The 12,429-nt window shown below is 51.1% G+C and carries 13 protein-coding genes; 2 read left to right on the forward strand and 11 right to left on the reverse strand.

All coding sequences use genetic code 11. The annotated features are described in order from the left end of the window. The 5 genes from guaA to V7028_RS14720 all read right to left on the reverse strand — a co-directional run. Nucleotides 1-1,191 (reverse strand): glutamine-hydrolyzing GMP synthase (gene guaA, locus V7028_RS14700; protein WP_334120844.1); only part of this gene is annotated, 1,191 nt, incomplete at its 3' end. Nucleotides 1,192-1,249: 58 nt separating this feature from the next. Continuing rightward, nucleotides 1,250-2,242: a GAF domain-containing protein gene (locus tag V7028_RS14705; RefSeq protein WP_334120832.1), complete on the reverse strand. Its 993-nt coding sequence runs from the start codon at nucleotides 2,240-2,242 to the stop codon at nucleotides 1,250-1,252. A 24-nt stretch (nucleotides 2,243-2,266) separates the two neighbouring features. Continuing rightward, nucleotides 2,267-3,727: an IMP dehydrogenase gene (gene guaB / locus V7028_RS14710; protein ID WP_334120833.1), complete on the reverse strand. Its 1,461-nt coding sequence runs from the start codon at nucleotides 3,725-3,727 to the stop codon at nucleotides 2,267-2,269. A gap of 82 nt (nucleotides 3,728-3,809) precedes the next feature. Next, complete coding sequence (locus V7028_RS14715; RefSeq protein WP_334120834.1) at nucleotides 3,810-4,175, reverse strand: RnfH family protein; 366 nt, start codon at nucleotides 4,173-4,175, stop codon at nucleotides 3,810-3,812. Next, entirely contained in the window at nucleotides 4,172-4,618 is a 447-nt protein-coding gene (locus V7028_RS14720) for a type II toxin-antitoxin system RatA family toxin (protein ID WP_334120835.1), read from the reverse strand. Before V7028_RS14720 ends, V7028_RS14715 begins: the two co-directional genes overlap by 4 nt. A 101-nt stretch (nucleotides 4,619-4,719) precedes the next feature. Here V7028_RS14720 and smpB point away from each other — a divergent pair, with 101 nt between their 5' ends. Beyond that, entirely contained in the window at nucleotides 4,720-5,169 is a 450-nt protein-coding gene (gene smpB, locus V7028_RS14725; RefSeq protein ID WP_334120836.1) for an SsrA-binding protein SmpB, read from the forward strand. A gap of 156 nt (nucleotides 5,170-5,325) precedes the next feature. On the opposite strand, the gene V7028_RS14730 is transcribed toward smpB, so the two are convergent. Genes V7028_RS14730 through ppsA form a run of 3 tightly spaced genes read right to left on the reverse strand, consistent with a single transcriptional unit; the run spans nucleotide 5,326 to nucleotide 9,132 of the window. Next, a complete protein-coding gene (locus V7028_RS14730; RefSeq protein ID WP_334120837.1) occupies nucleotides 5,326-6,231 on the reverse strand; it encodes an SPFH domain-containing protein in 906 nt (301 codons plus the stop codon). 46 nt (nucleotides 6,232-6,277) lie between these two features. Continuing rightward, nucleotides 6,278-6,700 carry an NfeD family protein gene (locus tag V7028_RS14735; RefSeq protein WP_334120838.1) on the reverse strand — a complete coding sequence of 141 codons (423 nt, stop codon included), beginning with the start codon at nucleotides 6,698-6,700 and terminating at the stop codon, nucleotides 6,278-6,280. 23 nt (nucleotides 6,701-6,723) lie between these two features. Further along, nucleotides 6,724-9,132 carry a phosphoenolpyruvate synthase gene (ppsA, locus tag V7028_RS14740; RefSeq protein WP_334120839.1) on the reverse strand — a complete coding sequence of 803 codons (2,409 nt, stop codon included), beginning with the start codon at nucleotides 9,130-9,132 and terminating at the stop codon, nucleotides 6,724-6,726. Between the two features lie 136 nt (nucleotides 9,133-9,268). Between ppsA and ppsR the strand changes: the two genes are divergently transcribed. Next, on the forward strand, nucleotides 9,269-10,105 hold the full coding sequence (gene ppsR / locus V7028_RS14745; protein WP_334120840.1) for a posphoenolpyruvate synthetase regulatory kinase/phosphorylase PpsR: 837 nt from the start codon (nucleotides 9,269-9,271) through the stop codon (nucleotides 10,103-10,105). 114 nt (nucleotides 10,106-10,219) lie between these two features. Here the strand turns inward: ppsR and V7028_RS14750 are convergent, their stop codons facing one another. From V7028_RS14750 to V7028_RS14760, 3 genes are all read right to left on the reverse strand, one after another. After that, nucleotides 10,220-10,756 carry a hypothetical protein gene (locus tag V7028_RS14750; protein ID WP_334120841.1) on the reverse strand — a complete coding sequence of 179 codons (537 nt, stop codon included), beginning with the start codon at nucleotides 10,754-10,756 and terminating at the stop codon, nucleotides 10,220-10,222. A 98-nt stretch (nucleotides 10,757-10,854) separates the two neighbouring features. After that, complete coding sequence (locus tag V7028_RS14755) at nucleotides 10,855-11,253, reverse strand: hypothetical protein (protein WP_334120842.1); 399 nt, start codon at nucleotides 11,251-11,253, stop codon at nucleotides 10,855-10,857. A 151-nt stretch (nucleotides 11,254-11,404) separates the two neighbouring features. Beyond that, the coding region (locus V7028_RS14760) for an FAD-binding domain-containing protein (protein WP_334120843.1) at nucleotides 11,405-12,429 on the reverse strand (1,025 nt) is incomplete at its 5' end.

Genomic DNA, 12,429 nt, shown 5'->3' on the forward strand with positions numbered 1-12,429 from the left:
GGGGTGACGGTACACCATTTCCGGGTCCAGGCCCAATTCAACACCCAGTTTGCGCACTTCGTCTTTGAACAGGTCGCGCAGGGGCTCAAGCAATTGCAAATTCAGTGTATCGGGCAGGCCACCCACGTTGTGATGGCTTTTGATGCTGGCGGCTTTGCCTGTTTTGGCACCCGCCGATTCAATGACGTCGGGATAAATGGTGCCCTGTGCCAGCCACTTGGCGTTGGCCCGCTGCCCTGCTTCACGCTGGAATACGTCGACAAACGCTTTGCCGATAATTTTGCGTTTGGCTTCGGGGTCGGTGACGCCCTGCAACTGGCCCATGAATTCTTCGCATGCATTCACATGCACCACGCGCACGCCCAGGTGTTTGGCGAATGTTTCCATCACTTGCTCGCCTTCCTTGAAGCGCAACAGGCCGTGATCCACAAACACGCAAGTTAGCTGATCGCCAATGGCTTTGTGAATCAGCGCAGCTGCCACGGAGGAATCCACCCCGCCGGACAAGCCCAGAATCACTTCATCGGTACCCACTTGTTGGCGAATTTTTTCCACGGCCTCTTCAACAAAGCCCGGCATGGACCAATCGCCTTTACAGCCGCAAATATTGCGCACAAAACGGGCCAGAATTTCCTTGCCCTTTTTGGTGTGGGTTACTTCGGGGTGAAACTGCACGCCGTAAAAACCACGTACTTCATCGGCCATGCCAGCGATTGGGCAAGAAGGTGTGGATGCCATCAGTTTGAAGCCGCCCGGCAGTTCCGTTACCTTGTCGCCGTGGCTCATCCACACATCCAGCAGGCCGTGGCCTTGCTCGTTGGTTTCGTCCTGAATGCCGTCAAACAGCTTGGTGTGGCCATGTGCACGAATTTGTGCGTGACCAAATTCTCGCACAGTACCCGCTTCCACTTTGCCGCCCAGTTGCATGGCCATGGTTTGCATGCCGTAGCAAATACCCAGCACCGGCACACCCAGTTGAAACACCAGTTCAGGTGCCTTGTCGGTACTGTCGGCGTAGGCGGATTGATGGCTGCCCGACAAAATAATGCCGGAAGCGCCGTAGTCTTTGATGCGCTGTGGCTCAACGTCACAGGGCAGAATTTCACAAAATACGCCACATTCACGCACCCGGCGTGCAATCAGTTGAGTGACTTGTGAACCAAAGTCGAGTACCAGAATTTTTTGATGGATCATGAAAGGCTTTCTTTGGGTATCTTTAAAAAGTTGTACTTCATTCGAAATGCTGGGATCAGTTGGCGCTTAACAAAGCATTCACTGCTTCACCGGCGGTGCATTTCAATTTGTCTTCAGTCATTGTCAGCGATGTCACTTCAACATCCACCAAGGCTTTGATGCCATGCGTTTCAAGTGTGGTCTTCACAAAACGTTCTTTGATTTGCGCCACAAGCTGTTCGGTGTGATGAATCGACATGTCTGCACATATGGCCACAAAGGCGTCTGCACCCGCAGAGCCAATGCTCGACCCATTGGGCAGGCTGTCCCGAATCAATGATGCCGTGAACTTGCGGAAATCGACAATTCGGTCTGTGCCAAAGCGGCTTGTAATTACATCGAATGAACTCAGCTTCACGTAAATGAGGCTCAGTGTTTCCTTCTTCAAAGCCGCATGCTCAATTTGTTTGTTGAGAAGGGTTTCAAAGCCCAGCCTGTTCCAGGAACCCACGATGGGATCGATTAACAGTGATCGCTGTTTGTCTGACAACGATCGAATAAAACGAGTCAATACATTGTCTTCTATGGGCTTGGCAATTTCGGCTTCCACCAGCCAGGCAAAATCGCGAAGGTCTTGCCGGTCTTCATCTGAAAAGCCACGTGGCGCACTGTCAATCAAACAAAGGGTGCCAATGGTTAGCCCAAACGCATCTTTGATGGGCTGACCAGCATAGAACCTGATTTTTGGACCATCGAGAACCAATGGGTTGTCCATAAACCGAGGATCCAGCAGGGCATTTTCAACCACCAGGGGCTGCTCAGTCAAAATGGCATGCCCACAAAAAGAAACTTCCCGGTCGGTGGAGCATGCATTCAAGCCTTGCAGCGACTTGAACCACTGAATTTCCTTGTAAACAATGGTGACAAGCGAAGTGTGAACTTCAAAGTGCCGGCAGGCCAGGCGCGTGATTCGGTCGAAGCGTGCCTCGGAGGGGGAATAAACAATCCCCAGCTCGTCTATGGCGCGCGTTCTTTCTTCCTCGTTGTCGGGTATGCCGGGCTTTAACATGGGCGGAACCTTAACTGGCCTTACTTATTCAACATGGTAGTTCGGTGCTTCTTTGGTAATTTGCACATCATGAACATGAGATTCGCGAATACCGGCAGACGAAATTTCAACAAATTCGGCGGTTTCATGCATTTCGGCGATGGACTTGCAGCCCACATAGCCCATGGAAGAACGTACGCCGCCCACCAACTGGAAAATAATGGACAGCACTGAACCTTTGTAGGGCACGCGGCCTTCAATGCCCTCTGGCACCAGTTTGTCCGCGTTGTTGGCCGGGTCCTGGAAGTAGCGGTCTGCAGAACCCTGGGTCATTGCGCCCAGTGAACCCATGCCTCGGTAGGCCTTGTAACTTCGGCCCTGGAACAGCACCACTTCACCTGGCGCTTCCTCGGTACCGGCGAACATGCCGCCCATCATGGCGCAACTGGCACCTGCCGCCAGTGCTTTTGAAATGTCACCGGAATAGCGAATGCCGCCATCGGCAATCACCGGAACGCCCGTACCTTTCAAGGCTTTGGCCACGTTAGCAATCGCACTGATCTGCGGTACGCCCACGCCAGCCACAATTCGTGTGGTGCAAATGGAACCTGGGCCAATACCCACTTTTACGCCGTCTGCGCCGTGTTCCACCAAGGCCAGTGCCGCACTTGCTGTGGCGATATTGCCGCCAATTACATCCACCTGGGGGAAGTTTTGCTTCACCCAGCGAACGCGGTCCAGCACGCCTTTGCTGTGCCCGTGTGCGGTGTCCACCACGATCACGTCCACACCAGCAGCCACCAGTTTCTCTACGCGCTCTTCGGTGCCATCACCCACGCCAACTGCTGCGCCCACGCGCAGTTTGCCGTGTACGTCTTTGCTGGCAAACGGGTGTTCGGTCGCTTTTTGAATGTCTTTGACCGTGATCAAGCCCTTCAAGGTGTTGTCGGCATCCATCACCAACACGCGCTCAAGGCGGTGCTTGTGCATCAGGGTTTTGGCCTGTTCAAGGCTGTCTTCTTCAGTCACGGTGACCAAACGCTCGCGTGGGGTCATCACATTGGAAACGGGTTGATCCAGTTTCGTTTCAAAGCGCAGGTCGCGGTTGGTTACAATGCCCACCACCTTGCCGTTTTTGACAACGGGCAGCCCTGAAATTTTGTGTTGCTGTGTAAGTGCAATGACCTGGCGAACAGTTAGTTCAGGTTCAATCGTGATCGGGTCGCGAAGCACACCGGATTCATGGCGTTTTACTTTGGCTACTTCGGCGGCTTGCTGCGTTGCTGTCAGGTTCTTGTGAACAATACCGATACCACCTTCCTGTGCCATGGCAATGGCCAATCGAGCTTCAGTGACCGTATCCATGGCAGCAGACACCAATGGAATGTTCAGGCTGATGTTTCGGGTCAGTTGGGTGGACAGGGATGTGTCTTTTGGAAGAACGTCTGAAAACGCAGGAACCAGCAATACATCATCAAACGTTAACGCTTTTTGCGTGACACGCATGCAATTTCTCCTTGCGCAAAAGCGAATTATAAAGGATACCCAGCGTAGCGGATTTGGTTTACAAACAGAAAAACAGGGGAATTTAAGATTTAGGTGCAGTTTTGCCCTGCTTGCGGCTTCGACGCTCGTATTTGGCCAATTCTTTCTGGCGTTTGGTCACCACCTTGTGCTGTGCACGTCGGCGTCTGCTTTCCATGGGGTCGAATTTCAGGTCGTCCAGAATTTCAAGACGATCCCCGGTGTGAAGCACCGTGTTTTCCGTGGCATACAGACCATACACCGCCACAGCACGCTGGTTCAGCAAGGCTGCAATTTGTGAATCGCTTAAACCAATCGCTTTCAGTGCCTGAGCAACCGTGCTTCCTACGGGCATTTCCAGTGTGGCAGGTGGCTGGGTTAAAACCCCGCCATCGAAGGGCTTAAGTTCAAGCCACTGAATGTGGATCACTGAGCTGCCCCGGTGCTGTGCAGGGTTTCTGCACGTTTGATGAATGAATCCACGAAGCTGTTGGCCAGGCTGGTAAATATTGGGCCAACAAGTTGCTCCAACAGCTTGCTGGAAAACTCATATTCCAGCTTGAAGTGCACTTTGCAGGCCTGCGGTGTCAGTTCCAGAAAATGCCATTTGCCTTCAAGATGCGTGAATGGGCCGTCAACCAGGGTCATGTGAATTTCTTCATGTGGTCTCAGTTTATTCATGGTGCAAAAGCTTTGCCTGACGCCTTTGAAGGCAATTTCAACAGTGGCTTTTTCAACGTTGGGCTCTACAGGCTCGACAATTCCCGCGCCACACCAGGGCAAAAATTGGGGATAGTCAACCACAGCCCGCACCAAATTGAACATTTGATGCGCTGAAAAGTGAACTAATACGGATTTCTCTACAATGGCCATGAACGGTGCTGCGTTTGTTTCCCGTGGGGAGAAAGGATTAAACTCTCTATTTTAGCGTTTTTCACGCCGCACCGCACCCAAAGGAAGTATTCGTCGAATTCATGAGCATTATTGAGAACAAAAAAGCAGGTTTTGATTACTTCATTGAAGAGAAGTACGAGGCAGGAATTGTGCTGGAGGGCTGGGAAGTCAAGGCCATTCGAGATGGTCGCGTGCAAATCAAGGAAAGCCACATTGTGGTTCGCAATGGCGAATTGTGGCTGTTGAATTGCCATATTTCACCGCTGACCAGTGCATCCACACATGTGAACCCGGTGAATACCCGCACGCGCAAGTTATTGATGCACAAGAAAGAAATTAGCCGCTTGATCGGCAAGGTCGAGCAAAAAGGTTATTCACTGGTGCCTTTGAACATGCATTACAAAAATGGGCGCGTGAAGGTGGACATGGCGCTGGCCAAGGGCAAAAAACAGCACGACAAGCGCGACACGCTGAAAGACAAAGACTGGAAACGCGAGCAGGAACGGTTGATGAAGATTCACCGAACCTGATAGGCAGTTGTTTGCAGCGAGGGGCGACCGCAAGGTCGATGCGAAGACGCGTTAGTGTTTCGCATGCCCTGAGCCAGATTCAATACCAGGGAATTCGACTTGATCAAGGCAGAATGAGTGGCGCGCTGCAAATCCACCACAAACTCGCCTTAAACCTCACTTCCCCTGCTTCACCACCTGCATGGCAGCCGCCACCATCGACCCCATGTTCGACAAGTCACCGGGCAGTATCAGCGTATTGCCCACTTTGGCCACGCCAGAAAACGCTTCGATGTACTGTTCTGCAACCCGCAGGTTCACCGCCTCCATCCCGCCAGGCTCTGCCACGGCAGAAGCAACTTTGCGCAAGGCCTCGGCGGTGGCTTCTGCAATTTCCTTGATGGCCCCTGCTTCACCTTGGGCGCGGTTGATTGCTGCAATACGGTCGCCTTCGGAACGGGCAATCGACGATTCCCTTTCACCGTTGGCAATGTTGATTTGTTCCTGCTTGCGGCCTTCCGAAGCGGCAATCAGAGCACGCTTTTCACGTTCGGCGGTAATTTGCGCCTGCATGGAAAGTAAAATCTCACGAGGTGGTGTTAAGTCTTTGATTTCATAACGAAGAACCTTCACTCCCCAGTTCATTGCAGCTTCATCCAAAGCCTGCACAATGGCTGCGTTAATCATGTCGCGTTCTTCAAAGGTTTTGTCCAGTTCCATGCGGCCAATGATTGAGCGCAAGGTGGTTTGGGCCAGTTGGGTAATTGCGCTGATGTAGTCGCTTGATCCATAACTGGCGCGCATGGCATCGGTTACCTGGAAGTACAAAATACCATCGACTTGCAGCTGGGTGTTGTCACGGGTAATACACACTTGGCTGGGCACATCCAGCGGAATTTCCTTCAGCGAATGTTTGTAGGAAACGCGTTCAATAAACGGCACCAGAAAATTCAATCCCGCCTGCAAGGTGCGGTCGTACTTGCCCAAACGTTCTACAACCCAGGCACTTTGCTGCGGCACAATTCGCAGTGCCTGGCTGACGAACACAATCGCCAAAACCAATATGACTATGGACACTTCCATGAATTTCTCCTTTGATTGGGGCAGCCTTGGGACAAGGCCATACCGTTTACACTTGCGTGGAAATACTTTTGACTTTCAGGGTGTTGCCCTGAACATCCACAATTTGATGCAGGCCTGTTACAGGCGTGGTGTCGGTGCTTTCTGCAGCCCAGTTGGCACCGCGGTACTGAACATGGGTGCGACCACCAACACCCCAGCTTGAAATTTCAAGCTTGTTGCCAATGTCGAGCATGTCATGCTGTTTGTCAGTTTTACTTCGTTTGACCGAGCGGTTGCGAAGAAGAAGGCTGCTGGCCACCGCAAACACGGCGGCAGCGCCAATTTGAATTTCAAGGCCGTAACCCAGGTAGGCCATCAGCGCACCGATGGCCGCACCAAGCGACACCATGAGCAAGTAAAACGTGCCTGTGGTGATCTCGGCAATCAATAAAACGCCCGCCAGAACCAGCCACAGTGAAAAATTGCTCAATGGTGTTTCTCCTTGTTCGTGGCTTAGCCCTTGTTGAACTTGTCAGCCAGCTTTTGCCAGGTGTCGATCACGGTGTCGGGGTTCAGGGAAATGGATTCAATCCCCTCGCCCGCCAGCCACAATGCGAAATCAGGGTGGTCTGAAGGCCCTTGCCCGCAAATGCCCACGTATTTGCCCTTGGATTTGCAGGCCTCAATGGCTTTGCTCAGCAAGGCACGCACGGCGGGGTCGCGTTCATCGAAATCAGCGGCCAGAATTTCAAGCCCGGAATCACGATCCAGCCCCAAGGTAAGCTGGGTCAGGTCATTTGATCCAATCGAGAAACCGTCGAAGTACTCCAGGAACTGATCCGCCAACACGGCGTTCGATGGCACTTCGCACATCATGATCAGCTTCAGGCCGTTGTCGCCGCGCTTCAAGCCATTGCGTGCCAACAGGTCAACCACCTTGGCAGCCTGGTTCAACGTGCGCACAAATGGAATCATGATCTGTACGTTGTCCAAGCCCATTTGTTCGCGCACGCGCTTCAAGGCCAAACATTCCATTTCGAAGCATTCCGAGAATTCCTCGGAAATGTAGCGGGCCGCACCACGGAAGCCCAGCATCGGGTTTTCTTCCTCGGGTTCGTAACGGTTGCCACCAATCAACTTGCGGTATTCGTTTGATTTGAAATCGGACATGCGAACGATCACGGGCTTGGGGTAAAAAGCCGCTGCAATGGTGGCAACACCTTCCGCCAGTTTGTCGACAAAAAACGCAACCGGGCTGGCATGGCCACGGGCCACGCTTTCCACGGCTTTTTTCAAGTCGGCATCTACATTGGGGTAATCAAGAATGGCTTTGGGGTGAATGCCAATCGCATTGTTGATGATGAATTCCAGGCGGGCCAGGCCAACACCCTTGTTGGGTAGTTGGCAGAACTCAAATGCCAGTTGGGGGTTGCCCACGTTCATCATGATTTTCACCGGAATTTCAGGCAGTGCACCACGCTTTACTTCACTCACCTCTGTTTCCAGCAAGCCTTCGTAGATGTAGCCTGTGTCGCCTTCTGAACAGCTTACTGTGACAAGCATGCCTTCAGTCAGCTTCTCGGTGGCATCGCCACAACCCACCACCGCCGGAATGCCCAGTTCGCGCGCAATAATCGCTGCGTGGCAGGTGCGGCCACCACGGTTGGTCACAATGGCGGCAGCGCGCTTCATCACCGGTTCCCAGTTGGGGTCGGTCATGTCGGTGACCAGAATATCGCCAGCCTGAACGCGGTCCATTTCAGAGGAATCGCTGATCACGCGCACAGAACCGGCGCCAATTTTCTGGCCAATTGCGCGGCCAGAACTGAGAATGGCCGAGTTGCCTTTCAGCTTGTAGCGCAGCTGCACGTCGTTGTCTTTCTGGGAGTTCACGGTTTCCGGGCGGGCTTGCAGAATGTATAGCTTGCCGTCAATGCCGTCTTTGCCCCATTCAATGTCCATGGGGCGGCCGTAGTGTTTCTCGATGATCATGGCGTATTTGGCCAGTTCGATCACATCTTCATCATTCAGGGAATAGCGGTTACGTTGCTCGGCCGGTACGTCCACGGTGCGCACGCTTTTGCCGCTTTCCTTTTCCAAATCAAATTCCATCTTGATCAGTTTGGAACCGATTTGACGGCGAATGACAGGGTACTTGCCTTGCGCCAGTTTTGGCTTGAACACGTAAAATTCGTCAGGGTTTACCGCGCCCTGCACCACCGTTTCACCCAACCCGTAGCTTGAAGTGATAAACACCACCTGGTCGAAACCACTTTCCGTGTCCATGGTAAACATGACGCCGGAAGCCGCCTTGTCGGAACGAACCATGCGCTGCACTCCAGCGCTCAAGGCAACATCTGCGTGGGCAAAGCCCTTGTGTACGCGGTAGGAAATGGCGCGGTCGTTGTACAACGATGCAAACACTTCCTTGATTTTTTCCAGCACATCGTCAATGCCGGTCACGTTAAGGAAAGATTCCTGCTGGCCCGCAAATGATGCATCTGGCAGGTCTTCAGCCGTGGCTGAAGAACGAACAGCGACAGAAATATCGCCTCCACTTTGCGCCATCATGTTGGTGTAGTATTCGCGAATTTCTTTTTCCAGATCGGCAGGCAAAGGCGCATCAATTACCCACTGGCGAATTTCCGCACCCGCCTGGGTCAACGCCCGAACATCTTCCACGTTCAAATCATCCAGTTTGGCGTTGATGCGCTCAACCAGATTGTTGGCTTTCAGGAATTCACGGAAGGCATGGGCCGTGGTGGCAAAGCCCCCGGGCACGCGCACACCGGTTTCCGAGAGCTGGGAGATCATTTCGCCCAGGGACGAATTTTTACCACCGACAGTTTCCACATCTTCCATTCGAAGTTTTTCGAATGGTGCAACCAGAGCTGTTGGGCTAACTCCTTGATTTGTTGACATTGATTCACCTTATAGTTCAAAAGAAATAGTGAATGCGGCGATTTGGGTGCACACGCATCGACTATTTCCCCTGATTTCTTTTTATGATTGTAACTGCAACCCGACCTTTTGCCACCGACACACACAGGATTGATTCATGTCAGAAAATGTAAGCCAGGAACGCACGGTGGTTTTTGTGTCCGATGGGACCGGTATTACCGCGGAAACCCTTGGCCATTCAGTGTTGTCACAATTCGAGGGCATCCGTTTCAAGCAGATCCGCATTCCCTTTATTGATTCAGAAGTGAAGGCAATTTCGGCCCGGCAGCGGATCAATGACATTGCACAATATGATGGCCAGAAACCAATCGTGTTCAGCACCTTGGTGAATTCCGTCATCAACAACGTGGTGAAACAGGCCAATGGCGTGTTCATGGACCTGTTTCTTACCTTTGTGGAGCCGCTGGAAAAGGAACTGAACGCCAAGAGCACACACCGCATTGGCCGATCCCACACCATTGCTGACAACGAACAGTACAACAACCGGATTGAAGCGATCAATTACACCCTGGCGCACGATGACGGCCAGACCCACAAAGACCTGCAGGCTGCCGATGTGATTTTGGTGGGGGTGTCCCGTTCGGGCAAAACGCCGACCAGCCTGTATTTGGCCATGCAGTACGGCATTAAGGCGGCCAACTACCCCTTGATCCCCGAAGACTTCGAGCGTGGCGAGTTGCCAACTGCCCTGCCCCCATTCAAAGACAAGATTTTCGGGCTATCAATTTCCCCAGAACGCCTGAGTGTAATTCGCAACGAGCGTCGCCCCGGCAGCAAGTACGCATCGCTTGAAAATTGCAGGCAGGAAATTAAAGCCGCAGAATTCATGATGCGCCGCGAGGGAATAAGCTGGTTGAGTTCAACCAGCAAATCCATCGAAGAAATTTCAACCACGATTTTGCAGCAGTTGAATTTGGGATCACCGATTTATTAGCTTGGTTTTTTACAAAAGCAAACCTATTTTTGAATTTACTTGCCGATTTACTTATGATGATCTCCAAAACAGGTTGTCAAAAACCTGCCTTAAAAACCCCAATTTGTACTTATCTCAACTGTTCAGTTTTGCCGGGCCACTTCTAATTCCACTTCCTGCCATAAACAAACCACCACCAATCAATAACGGACTAATTACTGCCATGGCTGGGTCAGATCCTAAAGCAGAGAATCCTGCTAACGCAACACCCAAAGCGACCACAAAAAAACCTGCTAACATTTTCAGCAAAGGATTGCTTTTTACCCATGTACTGAGGTCGGCAATATTTTTCACGGAAGAAGAAGCCAGCGATTTAACCATATTGCAAATTTTATTCAACTTACCCATTAATGGTGTGGATTCTGATTGCGTGGATTCATTTAGTATGGACGGCATAGGAGGAGTATCTTGAAATATTTTTATCGCTTTTTTTTCTGGTATTGGCTGCATATAATGCGCGAATGACAATTTAGTCTCCTCTGTCCCTTGATGACTTCTCATTTTCTCTGAGGCCGCTGTCGCAGTAGAGGAAATTTCATTTTGTGAGTTATTTTCTGATGGTAACTCATTGATGCTCAGGTTAATATTTGATGTTGAATTAATTGAATGCATGTTTTTTCCTTTAAATAAAAAGTGCTGATGAATAAAACTTTAATTTTTAATAACTTGAAAACCAGATAATCAGATTTTTTAAAAAGTTATTTAAAATTTTAGTTCACCACACCAACTTCTATGGCAAATTCCTTCGCTTGATTTCGTAAGTATTTTACAAAATTACCCACATCGACAACAGTAAATTTTGGATCGTATGAACGCTGGTTAAGCGTAATGTAGGGGGCCGTCTCCCCTGTCATACCAAACCATGCGGGGTTTCTGGTTTTGCTCAAATGGATACCGTTGAAAGCCAAAGCTGTACTTACCAAATCAAATGCAGTTTCTTCCGTTAAGGGCATGACCTCCATTTGGATATCTATCCACGACGTGCCATGATCTTCATTGTGGGTCAAGCAAACCCTGCAACCGTCAATAATAAACCGATTGTTTTCTAAAACTGGGCCGTATAAACGTACCAACTGCTCATAAAGTTCTGTGAACTGTTTGTTATTCATGTGATAGCTACCCAGACGTAGAATTTATTTGAATTTTAGTGGTGAGAGTGTGTCAAAAGTTCCTTCCCCGTTAAAGCTTAGAACTCGCAGTGAAGCGGGCATTTTTCTCGAATTGAAAAAATCCCGCTTAGACTAATGACAATTTTGCACGCTAAAACAAGCGTCGCTGTGCGTCTTTTTGCACCGCAATCCCGACAGATTCTTTCAAATTAGATGCTTGGCTGCGTTTTAATTTCACTGTGCCATTTCGGTTCGGGTTTCTTGATCCGTGCTTGTCATACACACGTTTTGATTCTTCAACAAAACCTTTGCTTTGCCTGAATTCAGTGATGTTGGCCCGCACCTGTGAAATTGCCGTGTCAGGATCAACAATTGGCCATGGATAAGCCTCACCAATCAGACAGCCGCATTCGTGTTGAATCAACAGGGGGGTGTTCCAGGGTTCGCCGATCCATTCATCGGGGATGTTTTTCAATTCAGGTATCCAGCGGCGAATGAACACACCCTGTGGATCGTGGTCTTTGGCCTGTTTCACTGGGTTGTAAATGCGCAGGGTGTTAATGCCGGTCACACCCGACTGCATTTGAAACTGCGGGTAGTGAATGCCAGGCTCGTAGTCGAGAAATTCACGGGCCAGCAGCGGCGCGGTGTGGCGCCAATCGAGCCACAATTGGTAGGAAGCAAACGCTACCAGCATGGCGCGCATCCTGAAGTTGACCCAACCCGTGGCGCGAAGCATGCGCATGCAGGCGTCCACCATGGGAAAGCCCGTGCGGCCCTCGATCCATGCCTGCACCCTGCGTTCTTCCTGCGGCGTCAAATCGCCATGATTGCGCATGTCATTCAAACCACGATGGGCTGCCCGGAATTCCAGTTCGGGTTCGCTTTCCAGTTTCTGGATGAAATGGCAGTGCCAGTGCAATCGGCTTTCAAACGATTTCAAGGATTGCCGCCACTGCGTTTGCGCCTTGGGTGGCAGCTCACTTTGTGCAAGTTGCTCGCGGGCCTGTCCCAGGGTTTCGAGAATTTCACGTATCGAGAAAACACCGAAAGCAAGGTAGGGCGAAATGCGCGAGCAGGCCGATTCGGCACTCAAGGGGCTGGACATTTCGAAGCGGTAATTCATGCCGCGTTCATTCAAAAATGCGGACAAACACGCCTCGGCATGGCTTCGTC

It is taken from the genome of Limnobacter sp., from assembly GCF_036846585.1.
GTDB lineage: Bacteria > Pseudomonadota > Gammaproteobacteria > Burkholderiales > Burkholderiaceae_B > Limnobacter.

Excerpts from the sequence above, each read along its gene's own strand:
- V7028_RS14705 (WP_334120832.1), bottom strand. The coding sequence starts at position 2,242 with ATGTTAAAGCCCGGCATACCCGACAACGAGGAAGAAAGAACGCGCGCC.
- guaB (WP_334120833.1), bottom strand. The coding sequence starts at position 3,727 with ATGCGTGTCACGCAAAAAGCGTTAACGTTTGATGATGTATTGCTGGTT.
- V7028_RS14720 (WP_334120835.1), bottom strand. The coding sequence starts at position 4,618 with ATGGCCATTGTAGAGAAATCCGTATTAGTTCACTTTTCAGCGCATCAA.
- smpB (WP_334120836.1), top strand. The coding sequence starts at position 4,720 with ATGAGCATTATTGAGAACAAAAAAGCAGGTTTTGATTACTTCATTGAA.
- V7028_RS14730 (WP_334120837.1), bottom strand. The coding sequence starts at position 6,231 with ATGGAAGTGTCCATAGTCATATTGGTTTTGGCGATTGTGTTCGTCAGC.
- ppsA (WP_334120839.1), bottom strand. The coding sequence starts at position 9,132 with ATGTCAACAAATCAAGGAGTTAGCCCAACAGCTCTGGTTGCACCATTC.
- ppsR (WP_334120840.1), top strand. The coding sequence starts at position 9,269 with ATGTCAGAAAATGTAAGCCAGGAACGCACGGTGGTTTTTGTGTCCGAT.
- V7028_RS14750 (WP_334120841.1), bottom strand. The coding sequence starts at position 10,756 with ATGCATTCAATTAATTCAACATCAAATATTAACCTGAGCATCAATGAG.
- V7028_RS14755 (WP_334120842.1), bottom strand. The coding sequence starts at position 11,253 with ATGAATAACAAACAGTTCACAGAACTTTATGAGCAGTTGGTACGTTTA.